This is a genomic window from Achromobacter sp. 2789STDY5608615, from assembly GCF_001298995.1.
GTDB lineage: Bacteria > Pseudomonadota > Gammaproteobacteria > Burkholderiales > Burkholderiaceae_B > Achromobacter > Achromobacter insuavis.
This window is the reverse complement of record NZ_CYTY01000007.1, coordinates 58,113-81,514: the sequence shown is the minus strand read 5'-3', so window position 1 is coordinate 81,514 and position 23,402 is coordinate 58,113. Positions and strand designations below refer to the sequence as shown.

The window sequence follows — 23,402 nt, the reverse complement described above, 5'->3', positions numbered from 1 at the left end:
GCTTGCTTTGTCATCGAAATGTTATATCATCCTTCAGCTATTTGTAATGATATAACATCCATGAGGGTAAAGATGACAGGCAAGACGCAGGGATTGCAGGGAACCCGGGGCAAGCGCGGCGCGGTGGCGGCGCGGCGCAGGAACGGCGCGCGGGCGCTCAAGCCGCTGGTCTGCTCGCTGATGCTGGCCGCGCCGGTGGCGCAGGCCGAGACCGAGGCCGATCCGTCGCGCCATCGCACGCTGGCGCCGATCACGGTGTCCGCGAATCCCTTGGGCCTGGACCTGAACAGCACCATGCTGCCGGCCTCCGTGCTGGAAGGCGATGAACTGGTCGAGCGGCGCGCCGGCACGCTGGGCGAGACCCTGAAGAGCCTGCCGGGCGTGAACAGCGATACCTTCGGCGGCGGCGCCAGCCGGCCGGTGATCCGCGGCCAGACCGCGCCCCGCGTCAAGGTGCTGTCCGACGGTTCCGAGGTGATGGACGCCTCCGGCATTTCGCCGGACCACGCGGTGACGGTCGAGCCCCTGCTGGCCGAACGCATCGAAGTGCTGCGCGGCCCGGCCGCGCTGCTGTATGGCGGCGGCGCGATCGGCGGCGTGGCGAACGTGGTGGACAAGAAGATTCCCACCGCCGTGCCCGAGAAGGGCGTGGAGATGGAAGCCGAGCTGCGCGGCGCCACCGGCACCAAGGAGCGCGCCGGCGCGATCGGCATCACCGCCGGCGAAGGCCAGTTCGCGGTGCGGGTCGAAGGCATGAAGCGGCGCACCAGCGACTACGACGTGCCGGACTGGCCCGGCGGCAAGCTGGCCGGCTCCTACAGTGAATCGACGCAGGGCTCGGTCGGCCTGTCGTGGATCACGCCGCGCGGCTACGTGGGCCTGGCGTTCACGCACCTGGAAAGCAAGTACGGCCTGCCCGGCCACAATCACGAGTACGAGGGTTGCCATCCGCATGGCACCCACCTGCATTGCGGCGGCCACGACCACGACCATGGCGATGGCGATCACGAAGATCACGACCATGACCACGCGCACGGCGGCGTGCCCTATGTGAAGCTGCGCAGCGACCGTCTGGACCTGCGCGCCGAATACCAGGACCCGTTCGCCGGCTTCGAGAAGATCCGCGTGCGCGGCGGCCTGACCGACTACCAGCACGAGGAGATCGAGGGCGGCCAGGTCGGCACCCGCTTCAAGAACAAGGGCTACGACCTGCGGGTCGAGCTGCAGCACAAGCCGCTGGCCGGCTGGCGCGGCGTGATCGGCCTGCAGAACGCCTACAGCGACTTCCGCGCCGACGGCGAGGAAGCGTTCCTGCCGCGCAGCCGCACTCGTTCCAACGGCCTGTTCGTGCTGGAGGAATACCAGTTGAACGACTGGCGCTTCGAACTCGGCGCGCGCCAGGACTGGCAGCGCATCGCGCCCGCCGGCGGCGCGCCGCGCAGCAGCCTGTCGGGCACGTCGTTGTCGGCCGCCGCCATCTGGGACTTCGCGCCGCAGTACTCGGTGGCCCTGTCGCTGTCGCGCTCGCAACGCCTGCCGACCGCGCAGGAGCTGTACGCCGACGGCGTGCACCTGGCCACCAACACCTACGAACTGGGCAATACCGGCCTGGGCCGCGAGACCTCGCGCAACATCGACCTGACGCTGCGCAAGCATGCGGGCGACACGACCTTCTCGGCCAGCGTGTTCCACAACAAGGTGAAGAACTACATCTACGCCGACACGCTGGACCGCTATGAGGATTTCCGCCTGATCGAGTACACCCAGCGCGACGCCGAATTCACCGGCGTGGAAGGCGAGCTGCGGCACCAGTTCACACCGGTGTTCTCGGCGGCGGTGTTCGGCGACTACGTGCGCGGCAAGCTGACTGGCGGCGACGGCAACCTGCCGCGGATTCCGGCGGCGCGCGCGGGCCTGCGCGGCAACGTCAAGTGGCAGCAGTGGTCGGGCGGCGTCGAGTACGCGCGCGTGTTCTCGCAGAAGGACATCGCCGCGTATGAGAACAGCACGCCGGGCTACAACCTGGTCAACGCCGTGGTGGCGTATCGCGGCCGCTACGGCGCGACGGGCTACGAGGTCTTCCTGCGCGGCGCCAACCTGCTGAACAAGCTGGCCTACAACCACGCTTCGTTCATCTCGTCGGTCGCGCCGCTGCCGGGCCGCAGCGTGATGCTGGGCGTGCGCATGACGTATTGAGGGATCGCGGCGCGGCGGGCGTGACGGGCGGATATGCTAATTTCCAGGCATGCCGCCCGCCCCGGAGTCCGCCATGCTGAAGTTCGCCGCCAATCTCTCGATGATGTACCCGGAACATGCGTTCCTGGACCGCTACGCGGCCGCCGCGGCCGACGGCTTCGCGGGCGTGGAATGCATGTTTCCCTACGAAGCGCCGGCCGCGTTCGTGCGTGAGCGCATGGATGCCGCCGGCGTGTCGCAAGTCCTGTTCAACGCGCCGCCGGGCGTGGCCTCGCGCGGCGAGCGCGGGCTGGCCGCGTTGCCGGGCCGCCAGGACGAATTCCGCGCCGGCATCGAGCAGGCGCTGGGCTACGCCACGGTGCTGGCCTGCGCCCAGGTCCACGTGATGGCGGGCCTGATGCCCGACGGCGTCACGCGCGCCGAGATGCTGGACTGCTACCGCGAGAACCTCGACTGGGCCGCGCGCCAGGCGCGTTCCGTCGGCGTGACGCTGCTGATCGAGCCCATCAACACCCGCGACATCCCCGGCTATTTCCTCAATCGCCAGGACGAGGCGCACCAGGTGGTGCAGGCCGTCAACGCGCCCAACCTGAAAGTGCAGATGGACCTGTACCACTGCCAGATCGTCGAGGGCGATGTCACCGCCAAGCTGCGCCAGTACCTGCCCACCGGGCGGGTCGGACACCTGCAGATCGCCGGCGTGCCGCTGCGGCAGGAACCGGACCGGGGCGAGCTGGACTACGGCTGGATCTTCTCGGTGCTGCGCGGGCTGGACTACAGCGGCTGGATCGGCTGCGAGTACCGTCCGGCCGCCGGCACCTCGGCCGGCCTGCGCTGGCTGGCCGCGGCCCGCGGCTGATGCGGCGCCGCGCCGATGCCGCGTCCATGATCGTCGCCGCAGTCCTGCTCGCCGGGCGTCAAAAATATAGTTAATATGTTAATTAAATTCAGAATACCAGGAGACAACCCCATGTCCAGAAGAGGCTTCATCCGCCGCGCGCTGGGAACCGTGGCCGTGGCGGCGTTCGCCGCGCAGGCCGCGCCCGCGCTGGCCGGAGAATTTCCCGAGCATCCCATCCGCTGGCTGGTGCCATTCAGCGCCGGCGGCGGCAGTGACCTGGCCACCCGCATCGTGGCCAAGCACGTGAGCCAGGCGCTGGGCCAGCCCGTGGTGGTGGAGAACCGCCCCGGCGCCGCCACCATCGTCGCCGCGCAGGAAACCGCGCGCGCCGCACCCGACGGCTACACGCTGATGACCGCCGGCATGAGCACGCTGTCGCTCAACCCGTGGCTCTACAAGCAGCTGCCGTATGACCCGTGGAAGGACCTGAAGCCGGTCTCGACGCTGGTGGCGCTGCCGATCGTGCTGGTGGCGTCGCCGGCTTCCGATCTGAAGAACATGCCGGAAGTGATGGCGTACCTGTCCGACGACAAGAAGGCCAGCTACGCCTCGCTGGGCGTGGGCAGCCCGCACCATCTGGCGATGGAATTGTTCCTGTCCCAGTTCGGCGGCAAGGCCACCGCGATTCCCTACAAGGGCACGCCGCCGGCATTGCAGGACGTGGCGGCGGGCGTGGTGCCGCTGATGATGGCCGATCTGGCCGCCGCGCGGCCGTTGATCCAGGCGGGCAAGCTGCGCGCCATCGCGGTGCCGGCCAACGAGCGCTCGGAGCAGTTGCCCGACGTGCCCACCTTCGGCGAGGCCGGCGGCCCGCCGCTGGAAGCCACCGCCTGGCAGGGCGTGGTGGCGCCGGCGCGCACGCCCAAGGCGGTGGTCGACAGGCTCAGCGGCGCGATCCAGGCGGCGCTGAAGTCACCCGAGGTGATCAAGCAGCTCAAGCTGCAGGGCATGGAGCCGATGGGCAGCTCGTCGAACGACTTCTTCGACTACGCGCATCGCGAGTACGAGAACTGGGGCGCGGTGATCCGCCAGAAGAATATTTCGGTGGATTGACGGGTCTTAGCCCGCGGCCGCCGCGCGCTTTTGCCGCCGCGCGGTGGCGGCGCAGCCGGCCGAGGCGATGATGATGCCGCAGATCGCCAGCCACTGCGTGCCGGACAGGTGTTCGTTCAGCACGATGACGCCGGCCAGCGCGCCCATCGCGGGCTCCATGCTGAGCAGCACGCCGAAGGTCTTCTGCGGCAGGCGCCGCAGCGCCACCATTTCAAGCGAATAGGGCAGGGCGCTGGAGAGGATGCCGACCGCCACGCCGGCCAGGATCAGCTTGGGGTCCAAGAGCGCCATGCCGGCGTGGGCCGCGCCCACCGGCAGCGCCACCATGGTGGCCGCCAGCAGGCCCAGCGAGGTGGCCTGTCCGCCATGCACGTTGCCGGCCATCTTGCCGAAGATGATGTACAGCGCCCAGCACACCGCCGCGCCCAGCGCGTAGCCGATGCCGGCGGGATCGAGGTCGTGCATGGATTGGCCGGTCGGGATCAGCAGCACCAGCCCGGCCAGCGCGCAGGCGATCCAGACGAAGTCGATGGCGCGCCGCGACAGCACCACGGCCAGCGTCAGCGGGCCGGTGAATTCGATGGCGATGGCCACGCCCAGCGGCAGGGTGCGCAGCGCCATGTAGAACAGCAGGTTCATGCAGGCCAGCGTCACGCCGTACAGCGCGATCTTGGCGGCGTTGCGCGCGGTCAGCGGAAAGCGCCACGGACGCCAGAACGCGATCAGGATGATGGCGCCGATGACGATGCGGTACGCCGTGGTGCCTTGCGCGCCCACCTCGGGAAACAGCGACTTGGCGAACGACGTGCCGATGCACAGCGAGGCCATGGCGCCGATCAGCGACAGTGTCGGCATCAGGGTGGAGGCGGACGTATCGCGTCCGGAGGGAAGGGTGGCGGCGGTCATGATGCGGCGTCTGCGGAAAAATCAGGGGTTCAAGGTGGAGGCGGTGGAGTAGAGCACGTAGAGGGCCAGGCCGAGCATGATCGCGCCCAGCAGCCCCTGCTGCATGCGCAGGAACCACGGGTTGCGTCCGACCCAGCCGCGGATGCGCGATGCGCCGTAGGCGAAGCAGCTGCCGTAGGGCAGGCTCAGCGCCTTCATGGTCACGCCCAGCACCAGCATCTGGATCCACACCGGGCCGTTGTCCGGCGTGGTGAACTGCGGCAGGAAGGCGATCATGAACAGCAGCACCTTCGGGTTCAGCAGATTGGTCATGAAGCCCTGCCAGAACGCATCGCGCGCCTCGCCGGGCCGCGCGGCCAGGGACACGTCGGCGTCGCGGGCGCAGCGCAGGATGGCCTTGATGCCCAGGTAGCCCAGATACAGGCCGCCGGCCGCCTTGATCGCCAGGAACAGCGTCGGAAACGCCTGCAGCACCGAGGCCAGCCCCAGCACCACGGCCGGCACCTGGATGAAACCCGCCGCCACATTGCCCAGCACGCTGTGGAACGCCGGCCGGAAGCCCTGCGTCATGCCTCGCGACAGCGTCAGCGCCATGTCCGGGCCGGGGGTGAGTTTCAACGCCGCGTCGGCGGCCAGGAAGAGCAGGAAAAGCTGGAGTGACGGCATGGGAATCGGGCTGCGCCTGGCCGCGAGGGCGACCAGAGGGTTCCCAGTGTAAGCAAGGCGCCTGATTAATTCCTGCAGCCAGCGGTGCGCAAATGAAGTTTCCCGTCGAATTTGGGGGCAGGTCGTTTTGCGCGCCCGTTTAGAATCCGTCTACAGGCCCGCACGGCCTGGACCGCCGCGGCGCCGAGACCCCATGGAACTAGACGATTTCGACCTTCAGATCCTGCAGAGCCTGCAGGAAGACAACCAGCGCACCAGCCAGGAGGTGGCCGAGCGCGTGAACCTGTCGCCGGTATCGTGCCTGCGGCGCATGAAGCGGTTGCGCGAATCCGGAGTGGTGCTGGGGGATGTGTCGGTGGTGGAGCCGGCGGCGGTGGGGCGCGACATCATGATGGTGGTGCTGGTGTCGCTCGAAAGCGAGCGCGCCGACAAGCTGGACACCTTCAAGCGCGCGATGCGCGGCGCGCCGGAGATCATGCAGTGCCTGGCGGTGACGGGGGGGTGGACTTCGTCGTCACCATGACCGTGCGCGACATGGCGGAGTACGACGCCTTCGCGCAGCGCCATTTCTGGGGCGATCCCAACGTGAAGCGCTTCTCGACGCTGGTGGTGATGAACCGCGTCAAATACGGACTGGCGGTGCCGACGACGCAGCCCGGCGAGGCGTAGCGGGCTCGCCGCCGATTGCGTGGGCCGAGCCGGCGGCGCTAGACTGGCCGCCTCCTCCTCTTTCCGTGTCTCACCGCCATGGCATTGCACAGCTGGCTCATCTACCTGGTTGCCGTGATCGGCCTGTCGATCACGCCCGGCCCCAACACCTTGCTGGCGCTGACCCACGGCGCGCTGCACGGGCATCGCAAGGCGCTGTGCACCATCGCTGGCGGCGCGGTCGGCTTCATTGCGCTGATCGCCCTGTCGATGCTGGGCATCAGCGCGCTGCTCAAGGCCTGGGGGCCGGCGCTGACGGTGCTGAAGTGGGCCGGCGGCGCGTACCTGATCTGGCTCGGCATCCAGCTGTGGCGCTCGCCCGGCGTGCAGCTGCGCCCGGCGCCCGACATGCCGCGGCTGCGCGGCACCCGCATGTTCAGCCAGGGTTTCCTGTCGGCGATCGCCAATCCCAAGGCGCTGCTGTTCTACGGCGCCTTCCTGCCGCAGTTCATCGATCCGGCCCGCAGCCTGTTTACGCAATTCCTGATCATGGCCGCGACCTTCGTGGCCATCGAGTTCGTGGTGGAGTACGTGCTGGCGCGCCTGGCGCACCGCGTGCGGCCGTGGCTCGAACGCGCCGGCCGGCGCTTCAACAAGGTGTGCGGGGGATTGTTCGCGGCGATGGGGGTGGCGCTGCCGGGGTCTTGAGCCCCGGGTTTTGATCCGCGCGTTTTGATCCGCGGCCTTTGATCTCCGGACTTTGATCTCCGGACTTTGATCCCGGCGCCACAATGCAAAAGCCCGACTCCAAGGAGCCGGGCTTTTTAATTCTGGTGGCCTGGGGCGGAATCGAACCACCGACACAAGGATTTTCAATCCTCTGCTCTACCGACTGAGCTACCAGGCCAACGAAGTCCGCAACTATACACAATTTTTTGGACTTGTGCCAGCCGCCTCGAAAAAAGTTTGAAGAATTTTCGCGGCGCCTTCCCGTATGGCGAGGGGCAAGGGGCGCATACTACCGCAAGCGGCGGTTGCATGGGGTGCGACCAAGCGTCGCGTGGGGTGCGACCCAGCGTCGCGGCCCGGGCCCCGAATGGCATGGGGATAACCCGCGGGAGTATAATCATGGCCGGTCCGCTGTTACATGCACGCTGCACCGCATGGGCTTTGCGGGGACCACAGCTCTAATACTCACGGCCTTGTCCTTTACATGTCGGTAGCTGTCCTAGCCTTCGGTCTGAATCACACGTCCGCGCCGGTGTCGGTTCGCGAACGCGTGTCCATGCCCGTCGATCTGGTCAAGCCGGCGCTGGAAGGCCTGCGTTCCGCGTTCGGCGGGTCGGTGCGCGAAGCCGCCATCCTGTCGACCTGCAACCGCACCGAAATCTATTGCGCCGCCGACGGCCACGTGGCCGACCAGCTGCCCGCGTGGCTGGCCGAGCACAACCGCCTGGACGCCGGCACGCTGCGCCCGCATCTGTACCGCCACCAGCAGGACGACGCCGTGCGCCACGCCTTCCGCGTGGCCAGCGGGCTCGATTCCATGGTGCTGGGCGAAACCCAGATCGTCGGCCAGATGAAGGACGCGGTGCGCGCCGCCGGCGAGGCCGGTTCGCTCGGCACCTTGCTGCATCAGATGTTCCAGCGCACCTTCTCGGTCGCCAAGGAAGTCCGCTCGCAGACCGCCATCGGCGCGCAGTCGGTGTCCATGGCCGCCGCCGCGGTGCGCCTGGCCGAACGCGTGTTCGGCAACCTGGACCAGGCCCGCACGCTGTTCATCGGCGCGGGCGAAATGATCGAGCTGTGCGCCACCCACTTCGCCGCGCAGCGTCCGCGCAGCATGGTGGTGGCCAATCGCACGGCGGAACGCGCCGAGCTGCTGGCCAACCGGTTCTCGGCCAGCACCATGAAGCTGTCGGACCTGACCGACCGCCTTTCCGAATTCGACGTGGTCGTCTCCTGTACGGCCAGCTCCCTGCCCATCCTCGGGCTGGGGATGGTGGAACGGGCCACGCGCCTGCGCCGCCACCGCCCCATGGTCATGATCGACCTGGCCGTGCCGCGCGACATCGAACCCGAGGTCGGCCGCCTGGACGACGTCTACCTGTATTCCGTCGATGACCTGGGCCGTCTGGTCCAGACCGGCACCGACGCGCGCCGCGCCGCCGTGGTGCAGGCCGAGGCCATCATCGAAACCCGCGTCCAGGGCTTCATGCACTGGATGCAATCGCGCGAAGTGGTGCCCGTCATCCGCGACCTGCACCAGGCCGCCGAAGACGTCAGCGCCGCCGAACTCGAGCGCGCCCGCCGCCTGCTGGCGCGCGGCGAATCGCCGGAAGCCGTGCTCGAGCAGCTGGCCCACGGCCTGACCCAGAAATACCTGCATGGCCCGCTGGCGGCGTTGAACCGCAGCGAAGGCGAGGACCGCAAGCAGCTGCTTGCCTGGATGCCGCGCCTGTTCCCCGGCCGCGACTCGCGCCGTTAGCGGCGCTGTTCCCGCCCCGCCTTGCGGCGGGCGCTCGTCACGGGCGCCCGCCATTCCCGTTTTCCTTTGCTGAATCCCCATCATGAAATCTTCCATGCGCAGCCGGCTGGAGCATCTGTGTCACCGCCTGATCGAGGTGGACGCGCTGCTCGCCGAACCGGAAACCGCGGCCGACATGGACCGCTTCCGCAAGCTCTCGCGCGAGCGTTCCGAGCTGGAGCCGGTGGTCGAGGCGTTCACCGCTTTCGTGCGCGGCGAGGAAGACCTGGCGACCGCGCAGGAGATGCTGTCCGATCCCGAGCTGAAGGCGATGGCCGAGGACGAGATCAAGAGCGGCCGCGTCAAGCTGGAATCGCTGGAAGCGGCGCTGCAATTGCTGCTGCTGCCGCGCGACCCCAATGACGGCCGCAGCGTGTTCCTGGAAATCCGCGCCGGCACCGGCGGCGACGAAAGCGCGCTGTTCTCGGGCGACCTGCTGCGCATGTACACGCGCTACGCCGAACAGCGCGGCTGGCGCGTCGAGCTGATGTCGGAAAGCGCGTCGGAGCTGGGCGGCTACAAGGAAGTGATCGCGCGCATCGAGGGCGACGGCGCCTATGGCCGCCTGAAATTCGAATCCGGCGCGCACCGCGTGCAGCGCGTGCCCGCCACCGAGGCGCAGGGCCGCATCCATACCTCGGCCTGCACGGTGGCCATCATGGCCGAAGCCGATGCCATGTCGGAGATCGTCATCAACCCGAGCGACCTGCGCATCGACACGTTCCGCGCCAGCGGCGCCGGCGGCCAGCACATCAACAAGACCGACTCGGCCGTGCGCATCACGCACTTGCCGACCGGGCTGGTGGTGGAGTGCCAGGACGACCGTTCGCAGCACCGCAACAAGGACAAGGCCATGCAGGTGCTGGCCGCGCGCCTGAAGGACCGGGAAGTCCGCGAGCGCCAGAGCAAGGAAGCGGCCGAACGCAAGAGCCTGATCGGCTCCGGCGACCGCTCCGAGCGCATCCGCACCTATAACTTCCCGCAGGGCCGCGTCACCGACCATCGCATCAACCTGACGCTGTACAAGCTGCAGCAGATCATGGAAGGCGATCTGGAAGAGCTGACCGGCGCCCTGATCGCCGAGCACCAGGCCGAGCAGTTGGCGGCGCTGGGCGACGATATCTGAGGCCGCCGCCCAGCCCACGCCGTTGAGATTGCCACGCCGATGACCGCCCAGATCAAGAGCCTGCTGCTGGACACGCGCCTGCCCCGGCTCGAAGTGCGCATGCTGCTCGAGCACGTGCTGGCCAAGCCGCGCGCCTGGCTGCTGGCGCATGACACCGACCCGCTGGCGCCGGACGTGGCCGCGGCCTACGAGGCGCTGGCGCAGCGCCGCCTGGCCGGCGAGCCGATGGCCTATCTGCTGGGGCGGCGAGAATTCATGGGGCACGCGTTCCGCGTGACGCCCGACGTGCTGATCCCGCGCCCGGACACCGAGGTGCTGGTGGAAACCGCGCTGGAATGCGTGGCCGGGCAGTCCGCGCCCGCCGTGCTGGACCTGGGCACGGGCAGCGGCGCCATCGCCATCTCGATCGCCCTGGCGCGCCGTGATGCCCGCGTGATGGCGAGCGACGTGAGCGCCGCCGCGCTGGCCGTGGCCGCGGGCAATGCCTGGGAGCTGACCGCCTCGGTGCGCTTCGTCGAAGGCAGCTGGTACGACGCGGTGCCCGCCGGCGAGGGCTTCGACCTGATCGTGTCCAATCCGCCGTATGTCGCCAGCGACGATCCGCACCTGGGACAGGGCGACGTGCGCTTCGAGCCGCGCGGCGCGCTGACCGATGGCGCCGACGGCCTGGAAGACCTGCGCCGCATCGTGGCCGGCGCCCATCGCCACCTGAAGCCGGGCGCGGCATTGTGGATGGAGCACGGCTGGGACCAGGCCGAGGCGGTGCGTGGCCTGCTGGCCGCCGCGGGCTTCGCCGATGTCCACAGCCGGCGCGACCTGGCCGGCATCGAACGCATTTCCGGCGGACGCTGGCCCGGGCGGGGCTGACGCCGGGCCGGCGATTTGTAACCGGCTGCCGCGCCGCAACCGGCCGATTCCCGGGGGCCGCCCCGGGGAATCCGGGACGAAATCCCGCCTGTACCTATAATTGGCGTATTCCGTTATGCCTCCTGTCCAAGAGACCACCATGAGCGACGTTCAAGAATTCATCCGCGAAACCGTGACCCAGCACCCCGTCGTGCTGTTCATGAAGGGCACCGCCCAGTTCCCGCAATGCGGCTTTTCCGGCAAGGCCATCCAGATCCTCAAGGGCTGTGGCGTCAAGAAGCTGGTCACCGTGAATGTGCTGGAGGACGACGAAGTCCGCCAGGGCATCAAGGAATTCTCGAACTGGCCGACGATTCCGCAGCTGTACGTGGCCGGCGAGTTCATCGGCGGTTCGGACATCATGAACGAGATGAACGAATCGGGCGAACTGAAGACCCTGCTGGAGCAATCCGGCGCCACGGCCTGATTCCGTGCGGCGACTGGTCATCGGCATCACGGGCGCCACCGGCGCCCTCTACGCGGTGCGCATGCTGCAGGCGCTGCGCGGCGTGGACGATGTCGAGACGCACCTGGTGGTGTCGGCCTCGGGCGTGCTGAACATCAAGCACGAACTCGATGTCAGCCGCCATGATGTCTACGCGCTGGCCGACCACGTGCACAGCGTGCGCGATGTCGGCGCCACGCTGGCCAGCGGCGCGTTCCAGACCGCCGGCATGGTCATCGTGCCGTGCTCGATGCGCACGCTGGCGGCCGTGGCCCACGGCCTGTCCGACAACCTCATCACGCGCGCGGCCGACGTCACGCTCAAGGAGCGTCGCCGCCTGGTGATGATGGTGCGCGAAACGCCGTTCAACCTGGCGCACCTGCGCAACATGACCGCCGTCACCGAGATGGGCGGCATCGTGTTCCCGCCGTTGCCGGCGTTCTACCATCGCCCGGCCAGCATTGAGGAAATGGTGGATCACACCGTGGCCCGCGTGCTGGAGCTGTTCGACATCCATGTGCCCGGTCCGCACTGGGAAGGCATGAAATAAGCGCCGTCGCGGCCCACGGGCCGTGAATGGTGAACGCCCCGGAGATCGGTTGATCTCCGGGGCGTTTTCGTTTCAGCGCGCGTTGTGGCGGGCGATCAGCCCGCCGCACGCCGCGCGGCGGTCATTCCACCAGACCCAGCCCGTTGAGCGCGGCCAGGTTTTCCGGCCAGCGGCGCGCGCGGGCGTTCTGCAGTTCGATGCGGGCCCAGGCCATCCAGCCGGCCCACTCGATGCGCTTGTCCCACGCGGTGCCCCAGGCCTGCAGCGCGGCCAGGCCGGCGGCGGCATGGCCTTCGGCGGCCTCGAAGTCGCCCGCCGTCAGCGCCAGTTGCGCCAGCAGCAGGCGCGGCTCGGCGACCCACGGGTTGTGCGCCACCGCGGCTTCCAGCATGTGGCGCGCCGTGTCCATTTCGGTCTGCGGATGCATGCGGGTGACGACCTGCCAGTACAGCGCGCTGGCGGCGGCCTCGTCGCGCGGGCTGAGCGTGGCGCGGCAATGGTCGAAGGCGGGCGGCAGCGGGATGCCGGTATCGGCCGGCAGCGCCGACAGTGGCGCCAGCAGGTGCGACAGCATCGACAGGATGTTCGACGGCGGCTTCAGCGGGCCGGGCCACAGCGAGGCGGCCCAGTGCGATTTGAGGTCGCGGCGCTGCTGCTGCGGATAGCCGGCGAAGATCTCGTCCTGCCAGCTGTGCCATTGTTCGCCGATGTCGGCGGCCGATACCACGATGAAGGCGGCGACCTGGCGCGGCGTGAAGGTGAAGACCTGGCCGTCGGCGCCTTCCAGCGTCAGGCCCTCGGGGCCCTGGCCCTGGCCTTGCAGGATGGCCTGCACGAAGCGGGTGCGCGGCATGGCGCAGAACAGGCTGACCCATTCCTCGGCCTCGGCGCCCAGCACCTCGCGCAGCGTGTTGCGTTCGCGCTCGCGGTCGAACAGCGTCAGGTCGACGTACTCATTGCCATACACGCTGTGGAACAGGCCCAGCAGCCGCACCTCGCGCGGCTGGTTCCACAGCGTCAGAGTGCGGTAGACGCCCAGCAGGTGGTGCTTGAAGGTGCCGGCCTTGTGCCAGTCTTCGCCGGCGCTGCGGGCAAACAGCAGGTCGAGCAGGACGGGCAGGTCGGCATCGACGGCGGCATAGTGGTCGGCCAGCAGGGCGCGCGCGTGCGGATGCAGTTCGTTGGGGGTGGACATGGCAATGACGGCAAGGGGTTGGGAATCCAGCCGCTATTGTGTCGCGCGCGGCCGCGCTTGTCATGGCGGCGGGCCTTATACGGAAATGCGCATATCAATATGAAAATTCATCGCTTCCGGTTTTGAAGGGCGCTCACTAGAATCCGGGGCTTCCCTTCCCTGTTCGATTGCCGAGATTCCCATGCGTCTACGCCACACCCTGGCCGCCGTTGCCACCCTCATCGGATTTGCCGCCGCCGCGCCGGCGATGGCGCAGGACGCCGAACTGAAAGTCGGCGTGACCGTCGGCCCGCACGCCCAGATCGGCGAAGTGGTGCAGCAGGTCGCGGCCAGGCAGGGCTTGAAGGTCAAGCTGGTCGAGTTCAGCGACTTCATCCAGCCCAACGCCGCGCTGGACGCCAAGGAGCTGGACCTGAACATCTACCAGCACAAGCCCTTCCTGGAATCGCAGAACAAGGCGCGCGGCTACAAGCTGGTGCCGGTGGCCACGGCCGTGGTGCAGCAGATGGGCATCTATTCCAAGCGCGTGAAGTCGCTGGACGATCTGCAGCCGGGCGCCAAGGTGGCGATCCCCAACGACCCGACCAACGGCGCCCGCGCGCTGCTGGTGCTGCAGGCCGCCAAGCTCATCAAGCTCAAGGACGGCGTGACCGTGACGGCCTCGCTGTTCGACGTGGTCGACAACCCGAAGAAGCTCAAGTTCGTCGAGATCGAGGCCGCGCAGCTGCCGCACTCGCTGGCCGACGTCGATGCCGCCGCCGTGAACTCGGCCTACGCCATCCCGGCCGGCCTGTCGCCCGCCAAGGACGCGCTGGCGCTGGAAAGCAAGGATGCGCCGTTCGCCGCCGTGGTCATCGCCGCGCGCGAGGACAACAAGAACGATCCGCGCATCGCGCGCTTCATCAAGGCCTACCAGTCCGACGAGGTGAAGGCCTTCGTGGCGCAGAAATTCCCCGGCGCGTACACCACCTCCTGGTAAGCCATGTCGACGCTGACGATCTATCCGCAGGACGACCCGGCCGCCGGCCGGCGGCTGGATGACGCCGGCGAGATCCGGCGCGAGCTGGCCGCCATCGGCGTGACCTTCGAGCGCTGGCGGGCGCAGGCGCCGGTGGCGCCCGGCGCGCCGCAGGCCGAGGTGCTGGCGGCGTATCGTCCCGAGATCGAGCGGCTGGTGGCCGAGCGCGGCTATCGCAGCGTCGATGTGGTCAGCCTGGATCCGGCGCATCCGGACCGCGAGGCGCTGCGCCGCAAGTTCCTGGCCGAGCACACGCACGCCGATGACGAGGTGCGCTTCTTCGTCGCCGGCAGCGGCTTGTTCACGCTGCATGCCGCCGGCCGCGTCTACGCGGTGCTGTGCGAGCAGGACGACCTGATTTCGGTGCCGGCCGGCGTGCCGCACTGGTTCGACATGGGCTCGGCGCCCGCCTTCACCTGTATCCGGCTGTTCAATGACCCGGCCGGCTGGGTGGCGCAGTTCACGGGCGATGACATCGCCGCGCGCTTTCCGGTATTGCCCTGAAGGCGAGGGCGGGCGCGGCATGAGGACGCGGCCTGATCGCGGCCGCCGCGTCACGCGATCCGGACATGCTGCTGGACCGCGCCGCCGCTTTCTTCCCCGCGTTTCGCCTCACGCGTATTTGCCCGTCAGGCCCCCGTCCACCAGCAATTCCGTGCCGGTGATGTACGACGCTTCATCCGACGCCAGGAACGCCACCGCGTTCGCCACTTCCCACGGCGTGCCCATGCGGCCCATCGGCACCTGCCGGTCGCGCGCCGCGCGCGCGGCTGCCAGATCGTCCTTGGCGAACATGCCGGCCACGTTCTTCGCGACGCGCGGCGTATCGATCAGGCCCGGAATCACCGTGTTGACGCGAATGCCGTCGGCCGCATACTGCTGCGCCGCCATGCGCGCGAAATGGATCACCGCGGCCTTGCTGACGCTGTAGGCCAGGTGGGGATAACCGGTGTAGCGGATGCCGGCGATCGACGACACGGTGACGATGGCGCCGCCGCCCTGCGCGCGCATCACGGGCGCCAGCAGGCGCGTGGCGATCAACAGGCTGGTGACGTTGACGCGCTGGATGCGGTCCCAGTCGGCCAGGTCGATGTCTTCCGGGCCGCCGATCTTGCCGATGCCGGCGTTGGCCTGCAGCACGTCGATGCGGCCGTAGTGGCCGAGCGCCGCGTCCACGGCGGCCCGCATGGCGTCCGCGTCGGCCACGTCGGCTTGCAGGGGCAACGCCTGGCCGCCGGCGCGTTCGACTTCATGCGCCGCGTCCTCGGCCGCCGCCCGGTCGGCGTCCAGCGCGATGATGGCCGCGCCCTGGCGCGCCAGGGTCACGCAGCTGGCCTTGCCGATGCTCCAGCCGGCGGCCGACGAACCGGCGCCGGCCACCAGCGCGACCTTGCCCGCCAGCCGCGCGCCGGACGCGGGCGGGATCACGACGGTTCTCCGTCGCGCTGGTGCGACTTGCCCTTGCCGACGTAGGGAATGGCGTGGTCGATGGTTTCCCAGATGTAGCGGCCGGACGGGCTCTGCTGCTCCTCGGCCACGTGCGACACCAGGCCGGCGGCGCGCGAGATGACCGCAAAGCCGCGCATCAGCGCGGTGGGCACGCCGATCTCGCTGAGCAGCGCGGCGACCGCGCCGGTGGCGTTGATGGTGATGTGCTTGCCGTAGGTCTCGTCGATCGCCGCCGCCAGCAGCCGCAGCGCCTTGAGCGAATCGCCGGACAGGTCCGGCTCGGCTTCGGCCAGCGCCAGCAACTTGATCGAACGCGGGTCGTCGGGCTTGTGCAGGTGATGGCCGAAGCCCGGCAGCGGCTGGCGGCTGGCGCGGAATTCGCGCGCGATCGCCAGCGCCTCGGCGCGGCCGTCGGCGGCCTGGCGGATGCGGTCCAGCAGGCGCGAGCAGTTCTCCATGGTGCCGACGAACTGGCTGCCGACCGCCATCAGGCCGGATGCCACCGCGCCCTGCAGGTTCTCGGGCGCGCTCATGTAGATCAGGCGGGTGGCGATGGCGCTGGGCGTGAGGCCGTGCTCCATCAGGGTCACCAGCACCGCGTCGACGATGCGCATGTCCACCGGCCGCGCCTCGCGGCCCAGGATCTGCATGATCATGACTTCGGTGAAGGTCTTCTTGCCGATCAGGTCTTCCACCAGGTCGACGTCGCGGTACGACATGCCGGTGAGGTGATGGGCGCAGAGGCGGGTTTCGGGCGTGTTCATGAAGACTCCTTGAGGGCCGCGTCGCGCACGGCGTTCTTGAGCACCTTGCCGACGGGCGAGCGCGGCAGGCTGTCATGGATGTGGATCTGCTTGGGCGTGGCGACCGGGCCGAGCAGGCCGCGCACGTGCGCCTTGAGCGCATCGGCATCGGCGGGCGCGCCGGGATGCAGCTGCACCGCGGCGTGGACGGCTTCGCCCCACTTGTCGTCGGGCAGGCCGAACACCGAGCATTCGTATACGGCGGGGTGGGCCGACAGCGCGTTCTCGACGTCGACGGGATAGATGTTGAAGCCGCCGGTGATGATGACGTCGCGCAGCCGGTCCTTCAGGAACAGGTAGCCGCGCGCGTCGATCAGGCCGGTGTCGCCGGTGTGCAGCCAGCCATCGACGATGGTCTCGGCGGTCTTCTCGGGCAGGCGCCAGTAGCCCGACATCACCAGGTCGCCGCGCACCACCACTTCGCCGATCTCGCCGCGCGGCAGCAGCGCGCCGGCCGGGTCCATGATGGCGACGTCCGACAGCCAGGTGACGCGGCCGACCGAGGCGCGGTTGTCGGGCGATTCGAGGTCGGCGGGGCGCAGCACCGTGACGATCTGCGGCGCCTCGGTCTGGCCGTAGGTGGTGCCCAGCACCGGGCCGAAGAAGGCGCGGGCGCGTTCGATCTTCTCGGGCGGCATCGGCGCGCCGCCGTAGATCAGGTTGCGCAGCGCCGGAAAGTCGGCGCGCGACACGCCCGGCTGCGCCATGATCATGTAGATCAGCGTCGGCGGCATGAAGCTGAGGGTGCCGCCGCGTTCGCGGAAGGCGGTGGTGATCGAGGCCGGCGTGGCGCTGTCGAGCAGCACGTGGGCGCCGCCGCGCGCCAGCACCGGCAAGAGGTAGGTGCCGGTGCCGTGCGTGACGGGCGCGGCGACCACGTAGCGGTCCTCGTGCGTCAGGCCCCAGCTGTGGATCTGGTTGATGATGGCGGCGTTCCAGGCGTGATAGGGCTGCATCACGCCCTTGGGCAGGCCGGTGGTGCCGCCGGTGAATTTGATTGCCTGGGTGGCGTCGCGCGGCAGCGCGTGGCGCAGCGGTTCGCGCCCGGCGCCGCGTTGCAGCAGGGTGTCGACATCCAGGCCGGCGGCGTCCGCCGACAGGCTCACGCGGTGCGGCGCGCCCGCCGCGACCAGCGCGTCGCCGGCGCCGTCCACCATGACGATGGACGGTTCGGTGGCATCCAGGATGCGCCCGATCTCGCGCGCCGTGCTGCGGGTGTTGAGCGGCACCCAGACCTTGCCGCTGGCCAGCACCGCCAGCAGCGCCAGGATGTGGCGACCGGTGTTGCCGGCGCAGAGGGCGACGCGGGTCTGCGGCGCCGGGTCCAGGTCCTGCAGAGCGGCCGCCAGCGCGCGCACCTGCGCGGCCAGCTGCTCGTACGTCACCTGGCCCTCGGGCGCGTCCAGCGCCACGCGCTCCGGGTATTGCTCGGCGGCGCGGAAAAAGAAATCGATCGGGTACACCCTGGTGCTCCTCAGTTGGCTTTGATATCGGCGCGCTTGACCACGGCGCTCCATTTGTCGATTTCGCTGACGATCTTCTTGCCGAAGGTCTCGGGCGTGTTGGGCGGCTGCGGCGCGTAGAAGCCCGATTGCTGGAACGAGGCCAGCAGCGCCGGATTGGCCAGCGCCTTGTTCATGGCCTGGTTCAGGCGCTCGATGACCGCTGGCGGGGTGCCGGCGGGCGCCATCAGGCCGAACCACGATTCGACGTCGAAGCCGGGCAGGCCGGACTCGGCCAGCGTCGGCACGTCGGGCACGGCCGGCAGGCGCTGCGGCGAGGTGACGCCGATGGCGCGCAGCTTGCCGGCCTGCACGTGCGGCAGCGACGAGGGCAGGTTGTCGAACATCGAGTCGACCTGGCCGCCCAGCAGGTCGGCCACCGCCGGGCCGCTGCCGCGATAGGGCACGTGCAGGATGTCGGTGCCGGTCTGCATCTTGAACAGCTCGCACGACAGGTGGATCGACGAGCCGCTGCCCGACGAGGCGCAGGTCAGCTTGCCGGGATGGGCCTTGGCGTAGGCCAGGTATTCGGGCACGGTCTTGACCGGCAGCTTGGGGTTGACCACCAGGATGTTGGGGATGGTCGCCAGCAGGCCGATCGGCTTGAAGTCCTTGATGAAGTCGTAGTTGAGCTTGCTGTAGAGCGTGCGGTTGATGGTGTTGGCGATCGAGCCGACGTACAGCGTGTAGCCGTCGGGCGCGGCGCGCGAGACGATTTCGGCGCCGATGTTGCTGTTGGCGCCGGTCTTGTTCTCCACCACGATGGTCTGGCCCAGTTCCTCGTTCAGGGCCTTGGCCACCAGGCGCGCGACGATGTCGGTGGCGCCGCCGGCGGCATAGCCGACCACCAGGGTCACCGGGCGTTCGGGATAGGGCTTGGCGGCCTGGCTGGCGGTCGCGAATGCCAGGGCGCCCGCCAGGGCCGCGGCGCTGGCGGCCAGCCGCCTGCTGAATGTCTGCATGGTTGTCTCCGTCTCGTTTGTCTAATATCTGGACAGATCTTTGCCTGCCCGATTTCATATTGGGCTTTGATAAGCGCCTCAGCAACGCAAGGTGTCCAGAAAATGAACAAGACGGAAAGCGATGACGGCGGGCCGCGGGTGCTGCGGCGCGGGCTGCGGGTGCTGGGCGTGTTGCGCCAGGCGGGGGCCGCCGGCATGCACGTGACCGACATCGCGCGCGCCGCCGGCATGCAGCGCTCCACCGTGTACCGCTATCTGGACGTGCTGGCGCAGGAGGGTTACGCGCTGCGCGAGCCGGATGCGCCGCACTGGCGCGTGGCGGAGCTGGGCGTGATGATGGCCGGCGATCCGCACGCCGAAGCGGTGCGCGGCCTGCGGCCGGTGCTGCGGCAGATCAGCGATGTCAGCGGCGATTCGGCGTTCCTGATCTGCCGTGCCGGCGGCGATTCGCTATGCCTGCATCGCGAGGTCGGCAACTACCCGGTGCAGGTGCTGGCGGTGACGATCGGCCATCGCCAGCCGCTGGGCGTGGGCGCGGCTGGCCTGGCGCTGCTGGGCGTCCTGCCGCCGGCCGAGGCCGACGAGGTGATCGCGCAGAATGAACAGGCCCTGCGCGCCTATGGCGGCATGACGGTGGCGCAGATGCGGCGGCTGGCCGAGAACGCCCGCGACCGCGGTTGGGCGGTGGTGGGCAATGCCGCCGTGCCGGGCGTGCTGGGCGTGGGGGTGGCGCTGTGCGACGCCAGCGGCTATCCGCGGCTGGCGGTCAGCGTGTCGAGCCTGATCGACCGGATGCAGGCGCCGCGCCAGCGCGCGATTGCGGAATTGATCCGCGCCCAGCTGGGGCGTCAGGCCTGGGCGGGCGCCGGCGCGCGGTAGGTCTTCTGGTAATGCACCGTGAAGGTCTTGAACGCATCCAGCGCCTTGCGCGGGTCATGGCCCGGCTTGACCAGGAAGCTGTCGAAGCCGACGCGCGCCTGGTAGTGGATGGTGTCGATCATCACGTCGCCCACCGCCCGCAGCTCGCCGGTCCACTGATAGCGGGTGCGCAGCAGTTGCGCCAGCGAATAGCCGCGGCCATCGGTGTAGACGGGGAAGTCCACCGCGATGAAGGCGATGCTCGCCGGGTCGAGCGTGCCGTCGGCTTCCAGCAGGTCGCGCAGGTCGGCGTCCGGCCCCAGCAGGACCGCGACCGGATGGCGATGGCGGCGCAGCGTGGCGTGCGAGGCTTTCCAGGTGGCCAGCGGCACGATCCAGCCGGGCTCGTCGGTCGGCACCTGGCCGTCGGCCGCCACCTCGGGGTCGGGCACGAAGGGGCGGGCGCTGTCGGCTTCCAGCCGGCCGTTGCGGATCAGGTGCGGGCCGGGCGCGTCGTGGGCATAGAGCTCAGACATGGGCGGCCTCCTGCGCGGGCTTGGCAAAGGCGGGGTCCGAATAGACGTCCTGCTTGAAGGGATCGATGCCGACCCGGTCCACCACGTCGATGAAGCGTTCTTCTTCGCTGTCGCGCAGCCCCAGGTAGGTCTGGATCAGGCGGTCGACCACGCCCGGCACCTGGTCGCGGGCGAACGACGGGCCGATGATGCGGCCGATGGCGGCGCCGCCGCCCTTCGTCGATTCGATGTCGGGCAGCGGCTTGGCGGCGCCGTTCTGGCGGCCGCCGATGGTGACTTGGTACCACTCTTCGCCGGCCTTATCGACGCCCAGGATGCCGATGTGGCCGACGTGGTGGTGGCCGCAGGAGTTGATGCAGCCGGAGATGTTCAGGTCCAGTTCGCCGATCTCGAACAGGTAGTCGAGGTTGTCGAACTGGCGCTGGATGGCCTCGGCCACGGGGATCGACACGGCGTTGGCGAGCGCGCAGAAATCCCCGCCCGGACAGGCGATGATGTTGGTCAGCAGGCCGACGTTGGGCGTGGCCAGGTTCAGCGCCTCCAGCTTGCCCCACAGTTCGTGCAGGCGGGCGCGGCGCACATCGGCCAGGATCAGGTTCTGCTCGTGCGACACGCGCAGTTCGCCGAAGCCGTATTCATCGGCCAGCGCGGCCACCGCGTCCATCTGGTCGGCGGTGATGTCGCCCGGCGGCACGCCGGTGGCCTTGAGCGAGACGGTGACGGCGGCGTAGCCCGGCGTCTTGTGGGCGTGCACGTTGGTGCGGACCCAGCGCGCGAAGCGCGGATCGGCGGCGGCCAGCGCCGCGGTGTTGTCGGTGTCGTTGGCCGCGGCCGCGTCGTATTGCGGCCAGATGAAGCGCGCGGCGATGGTGTCGACGAATTCCTGCGTGATGGTGTCGGGGCCGCCCTTGATCAGCTGCCACTGTTCGTCCACCTGCTGCGCATAGACTTCCGGCGTCAGGTCCTTCACCAGGATCTTGATGCGCGCCTTGTACTTGTTGTCGCGGCGGCCATGCAGGTTGTAGACCCGCAGCGCGGCCTGCATGTAGGTCAGCAGGTCCTGCCATTCGACGAAGGGGTTGATCAGCTTGCCGACGATCGGCGTGCGGCCCATGCCGCCGCCGACCCAGACGCGGAAACCGAGCTTGCCATCGCGCTCGACCGCCTGCAGGCCGATGTCGTGCACGCCGACCGCCGCGCGGTCCTGCACGGCGCCGCTGACGGCGATCTTGAACTTGCGCGGCAGGAACGCGAATTCGGGATGCAGCGTGGACCACTGGCGGATGATCTCGCACCACACCAGCGGGTCGATCAGCTCGTCCGGCGCGACGCCGGCGAAGTGGTCGGTGGTGGTGTTGCGGATACAGTTGCCGCTGGTCTGGATGGCGTGCATCTGCACCGTGGCCAGTTCGGCCAGGATGTCCGGCACGTCTTCCAGCTTGGGCCAGTTGAACTGGATGTTCTGGCGCGTGCTGAAGTGGCCGTAGCCGCGGTCCCACTTGCGCGCGATGTGCGCCAGGGTGCGCAGCTGGCGCGAGGCCAGGATGCCGTAGGGGATGGCCACCCGCAGCATCGGCGCGTGGCGCTGGATATACAGGCCGTTCTGCAGGCGCAGGACGCGGAAATCATCTTCGGTGAGCTGGCCGTCGAGGAAGCGGCGCGTCTGGTCGGCGAACTGCGCCACACGCTCTTCGACAAGCTGCTGGTCGACGGGGTCATACACGTACATGTCTACTGCCCTTGAGGTCTTCTCGGTCTGGTCCCCGCAAGCGTGGCCCGCCGTGGGCGGGGACTGGGGGATTCATAACCGTAACAGGCAGCCGCTTCGAGCGTCTAAGTCATTCTGGTAATAAGCGTATGCCCTCCACGCCGGGGGGATTCCCCAACGGTGGGGCCTACAGCGCGGCGTTGACCGCCCAGCGCGCCACCAGCACCAGGATCACGACCAGGCAGGCCGCCATCAACAGGCCGGTGAGGATCAGCGGGGCGGGTTTGTTGTGGGCGATGTCGGCGTCGTAGCCGCGGCCGCGGCGCACGCCGAAAAAGCCCCACAGGACGGATTTGACCGTGCGCAGGAAGCTGAGCATCGGGATGGTCTCCTGAAAGGGGATGCGCCCACTGTAGCCGCCCCGGCGCGGGCGGGGCAGATGCAGATTCGCCCCAGGCGACCGTATCAGATGGCGCCGGCGGCGGGCGTGCCGATGCCGCGCACGATGTGGTCCAGCAGTTCGCGCGCGGCCGGCGAGATGTGGCGGCCGGCGCGGCTGAGCACGTGCAGGCTGCCCTGGTTGAGGATGGGGTTGGCCAGCGGCAGGCTGGCCAGGCGCATCGCGGCCATGTCGGCGGTGACCGCGATGGGCGGCGTCAGGGCGTAGCCGATGCCGGTGGCGGCGAACTGCCACAACGCCTTGAACGACGAGGTGGTCAGCACGTTGCGCAGCCGCACCTGTTCGCTGATCTCGGCGGCCTGGATGTGCTGGCGCACGCCGAAGCCTTCCTGCATCGAGGCGCCGGGGTACTCGACCAGGTCGGTCAGCAGCAGCGGCCGTTGCAGGCGCGTCAGCGGATGTTCCTGGCGCACGATGGCGCGGATCGGCTCGGGCCGCGAGTAGTGCGTGCGCAGCCGGGCGTCGTTGGGCGGCTGGAACACCAGCCCGATATAGGCCAGGTCGTCGACGATGCGCTGCACGATCTCGGAGGTGTGGGCCACGTCGATGTCCAGCGTCACCTCGGGATGGCTGCGCCAGTAGCCGGGCAGCACCCGGTCGAACATCAGCTCGACGAAGCCTTCGCCCAGCACCAGGTCGATGTGGCCGCGCTCCGCCTTGCGCAGGCTGTCGATCTCCGAGAAGAAGCTTTCCTGGATGTTCTGCTGGCGCTTCACGTAGCGCGCCAGGATGTGGCCGGCGTCGGTCGGCACCACGCCGCGGCCGCGCCGCTCGAACAGGGCCATGCCGCAGTCGCGCTCCAGCGCCGCGATGGCGCGGCTGACGGCGGACGGGTCCATGTTCAGCACTTCGGCGGCGCCGCGCACCGAACCCCGGCTCATGACCTGCATGAAGTAATGGGTGCGGCGGGCGTCGAGTTTTTCGTCCATGGCGGTGCTCCGTGGCGCAAAGACATCGGTTCGGTCTGCAATATATTGAGGGTTTACC

At 68.9% G+C, this 23,402-nt stretch carries 25 protein-coding genes and 1 tRNA gene; 14 read left to right on the top strand and 12 right to left on the bottom strand.

Features of this window, described 5'->3' with window-relative positions:
• Positions 1 to 180 precede the first annotated feature (180 nt).
• The 3 genes from AOZ49_RS08305 (at position 181) to AOZ49_RS08295 (ending at position 4,150) form a co-directional block, all read left to right on the top strand.
• On the top strand, positions 181 to 2,196 hold the full coding sequence (locus AOZ49_RS08305) for a TonB-dependent receptor domain-containing protein (RefSeq protein ID WP_231690285.1): 2,016 nt from the start codon (positions 181 to 183) through the stop codon (positions 2,194 to 2,196).
• Between the two features lie 73 nt (positions 2,197 to 2,269).
• The gene (otnI, locus tag AOZ49_RS08300; RefSeq protein WP_054474857.1) at positions 2,270 to 3,055 is read left to right on the top strand and encodes a 2-oxo-tetronate isomerase; all 786 of its coding nucleotides are present in this window, start codon (positions 2,270 to 2,272) and stop codon (positions 3,053 to 3,055) included.
• 111 nt (positions 3,056 to 3,166) lie between these two features.
• Positions 3,167 to 4,150, top strand: coding sequence for a Bug family tripartite tricarboxylate transporter substrate binding protein (locus tag AOZ49_RS08295; protein WP_054474856.1), 984 nt, complete (start codon positions 3,167 to 3,169; stop codon positions 4,148 to 4,150).
• 6 nt (positions 4,151 to 4,156) lie between these two features.
• Here AOZ49_RS08295 and AOZ49_RS08290 read toward each other — a convergent pair whose 3' ends face one another.
• Both AOZ49_RS08290 and AOZ49_RS08285 read right to left on the bottom strand, forming a co-directional pair.
• Positions 4,157 to 5,056 (bottom strand): EamA family transporter, encoded by a 900-nt coding sequence (locus tag AOZ49_RS08290; RefSeq protein ID WP_054429366.1) that lies wholly within the window; start codon positions 5,054 to 5,056, stop codon positions 4,157 to 4,159.
• A 21-nt stretch (positions 5,057 to 5,077) separates the two neighbouring features.
• A complete protein-coding gene (locus tag AOZ49_RS08285) occupies positions 5,078 to 5,722 on the bottom strand; it encodes a LysE family translocator (protein WP_082380361.1) in 645 nt (214 codons plus the stop codon).
• A gap of 193 nt (positions 5,723 to 5,915) precedes the next feature.
• Between AOZ49_RS08285 and AOZ49_RS08280 the strand changes: the two genes are divergently transcribed.
• The 3 genes from AOZ49_RS08280 (at position 5,916) to AOZ49_RS08275 (ending at position 7,078) form a co-directional block, all read left to right on the top strand.
• On the top strand, positions 5,916 to 6,245 hold the full coding sequence (locus tag AOZ49_RS08280; RefSeq protein WP_369815780.1) for an Lrp/AsnC family transcriptional regulator: 330 nt from the start codon (positions 5,916 to 5,918) through the stop codon (positions 6,243 to 6,245).
• Positions 6,224 to 6,391, top strand: a complete 168-nt coding sequence (locus tag AOZ49_RS33945) for an Lrp/AsnC ligand binding domain-containing protein (RefSeq protein WP_369815779.1) — start codon at positions 6,224 to 6,226, stop codon at positions 6,389 to 6,391. The genes AOZ49_RS08280 and AOZ49_RS33945 overlap by 22 nt, the downstream gene beginning before the upstream one ends.
• Before the next feature lie 78 nt (positions 6,392 to 6,469).
• Complete coding sequence (locus tag AOZ49_RS08275; protein WP_006391700.1) at positions 6,470 to 7,078, top strand: LysE family translocator; 609 nt, start codon at positions 6,470 to 6,472, stop codon at positions 7,076 to 7,078.
• Between the two features lie 123 nt (positions 7,079 to 7,201).
• Here AOZ49_RS08275 and AOZ49_RS08270 read toward each other — a convergent pair.
• Positions 7,202 to 7,277 (bottom strand) — tRNA-Phe (locus tag AOZ49_RS08270).
• A 306-nt stretch (positions 7,278 to 7,583) separates the two neighbouring features.
• Here AOZ49_RS08270 and hemA point away from each other — a divergent pair.
• The 5 genes from hemA (at position 7,584) to AOZ49_RS08245 (ending at position 11,924) form a co-directional block, all read left to right on the top strand.
• Positions 7,584 to 8,858: a glutamyl-tRNA reductase gene (gene hemA / locus AOZ49_RS08265; RefSeq protein WP_006391699.1), complete on the top strand. Its 1,275-nt coding sequence runs from the start codon at positions 7,584 to 7,586 to the stop codon at positions 8,856 to 8,858.
• Between the two features lie 82 nt (positions 8,859 to 8,940).
• Complete coding sequence (prfA, locus tag AOZ49_RS08260; RefSeq protein ID WP_054474855.1) at positions 8,941 to 10,023, top strand: peptide chain release factor 1; 1,083 nt, start codon at positions 8,941 to 8,943, stop codon at positions 10,021 to 10,023.
• Positions 10,024 to 10,062: 39 nt separating this feature from the next.
• Positions 10,063 to 10,890 carry a peptide chain release factor N(5)-glutamine methyltransferase gene (prmC, locus tag AOZ49_RS08255; protein ID WP_054474854.1) on the top strand — a complete coding sequence of 276 codons (828 nt, stop codon included), beginning with the start codon at positions 10,063 to 10,065 and terminating at the stop codon, positions 10,888 to 10,890.
• A gap of 139 nt (positions 10,891 to 11,029) precedes the next feature.
• A complete protein-coding gene (gene grxD, locus AOZ49_RS08250; RefSeq protein WP_006391696.1) occupies positions 11,030 to 11,356 on the top strand; it encodes a Grx4 family monothiol glutaredoxin in 327 nt (108 codons plus the stop codon).
• Positions 11,357 to 11,360: 4 nt separating this feature from the next.
• Positions 11,361 to 11,924: a UbiX family flavin prenyltransferase gene (locus tag AOZ49_RS08245; RefSeq protein ID WP_054429371.1), complete on the top strand. Its 564-nt coding sequence runs from the start codon at positions 11,361 to 11,363 to the stop codon at positions 11,922 to 11,924.
• 121 nt (positions 11,925 to 12,045) lie between these two features.
• Here AOZ49_RS08245 and AOZ49_RS08240 read toward each other — a convergent pair whose 3' ends face one another.
• Positions 12,046 to 13,119, bottom strand: coding sequence for a DUF6817 domain-containing protein (locus tag AOZ49_RS08240; protein WP_054429372.1), 1,074 nt, complete (start codon positions 13,117 to 13,119; stop codon positions 12,046 to 12,048).
• Positions 13,120 to 13,300: 181 nt separating this feature from the next.
• Here AOZ49_RS08240 and AOZ49_RS08235 point away from each other — a divergent pair, with 181 nt between their 5' ends.
• Together AOZ49_RS08235 and AOZ49_RS08230 are read left to right on the top strand one after the other, a co-directional pair.
• Positions 13,301 to 14,098 carry a MetQ/NlpA family ABC transporter substrate-binding protein gene (locus tag AOZ49_RS08235; protein WP_054429373.1) on the top strand — a complete coding sequence of 266 codons (798 nt, stop codon included), beginning with the start codon at positions 13,301 to 13,303 and terminating at the stop codon, positions 14,096 to 14,098.
• 3 nt (positions 14,099 to 14,101) lie between these two features.
• The gene (locus tag AOZ49_RS08230; protein ID WP_054474853.1) at positions 14,102 to 14,641 is read left to right on the top strand and encodes a 1,2-dihydroxy-3-keto-5-methylthiopentene dioxygenase; all 540 of its coding nucleotides are present in this window, start codon (positions 14,102 to 14,104) and stop codon (positions 14,639 to 14,641) included.
• A gap of 108 nt (positions 14,642 to 14,749) precedes the next feature.
• Here AOZ49_RS08230 and AOZ49_RS08225 read toward each other — a convergent pair whose 3' ends face one another.
• The 4 genes from AOZ49_RS08225 to AOZ49_RS08210 are packed head-to-tail and all read right to left on the bottom strand — an operon-like array spanning position 14,750 to position 18,853.
• On the bottom strand, positions 14,750 to 15,565 hold the full coding sequence (locus AOZ49_RS08225; protein ID WP_054474852.1) for an SDR family NAD(P)-dependent oxidoreductase: 816 nt from the start codon (positions 15,563 to 15,565) through the stop codon (positions 14,750 to 14,752).
• Complete coding sequence (locus AOZ49_RS08220) at positions 15,562 to 16,350, bottom strand: citryl-CoA lyase (protein ID WP_054429376.1); 789 nt, start codon at positions 16,348 to 16,350, stop codon at positions 15,562 to 15,564. Before AOZ49_RS08220 ends, AOZ49_RS08225 begins: the two co-directional genes overlap by 4 nt.
• Positions 16,347 to 17,852, bottom strand: a complete 1,506-nt coding sequence (locus tag AOZ49_RS08215; protein WP_054474851.1) for a class I adenylate-forming enzyme family protein — start codon at positions 17,850 to 17,852, stop codon at positions 16,347 to 16,349. Before AOZ49_RS08215 ends, AOZ49_RS08220 begins: the two co-directional genes overlap by 4 nt.
• Positions 17,853 to 17,863: 11 nt before the next feature.
• On the bottom strand, positions 17,864 to 18,853 hold the full coding sequence (locus AOZ49_RS08210) for a Bug family tripartite tricarboxylate transporter substrate binding protein (protein WP_054474850.1): 990 nt from the start codon (positions 18,851 to 18,853) through the stop codon (positions 17,864 to 17,866).
• A gap of 102 nt (positions 18,854 to 18,955) precedes the next feature.
• Between AOZ49_RS08210 and AOZ49_RS08205 the strand changes: the two genes are divergently transcribed.
• Positions 18,956 to 19,732, top strand: a complete 777-nt coding sequence (locus AOZ49_RS08205; RefSeq protein ID WP_054474849.1) for an IclR family transcriptional regulator — start codon at positions 18,956 to 18,958, stop codon at positions 19,730 to 19,732.
• Here the strand turns inward: AOZ49_RS08205 and AOZ49_RS08200 are convergent.
• The 4 genes from AOZ49_RS08200 to AOZ49_RS08185 form a co-directional block, all read right to left on the bottom strand.
• Positions 19,702 to 20,247, bottom strand: coding sequence for a DUF934 domain-containing protein (locus AOZ49_RS08200; protein ID WP_054474848.1), 546 nt, complete (start codon positions 20,245 to 20,247; stop codon positions 19,702 to 19,704). The two genes, AOZ49_RS08205 and AOZ49_RS08200, sit on opposite strands and share 31 nt — an antisense overlap.
• Positions 20,240 to 21,976: a nitrite/sulfite reductase gene (locus AOZ49_RS08195; RefSeq protein WP_054429381.1), complete on the bottom strand. Its 1,737-nt coding sequence runs from the start codon at positions 21,974 to 21,976 to the stop codon at positions 20,240 to 20,242. Before AOZ49_RS08195 ends, AOZ49_RS08200 begins: the two co-directional genes overlap by 8 nt.
• 166 nt (positions 21,977 to 22,142) lie before the next feature.
• Complete coding sequence (locus AOZ49_RS08190; protein WP_006390012.1) at positions 22,143 to 22,334, bottom strand: DUF2970 domain-containing protein; 192 nt, start codon at positions 22,332 to 22,334, stop codon at positions 22,143 to 22,145.
• A gap of 86 nt (positions 22,335 to 22,420) precedes the next feature.
• Positions 22,421 to 23,344, bottom strand: coding sequence for a LysR family transcriptional regulator (locus tag AOZ49_RS08185; protein WP_054474847.1), 924 nt, complete (start codon positions 23,342 to 23,344; stop codon positions 22,421 to 22,423).
• Positions 23,345 to 23,402: the final 58 nt, after the last annotated feature.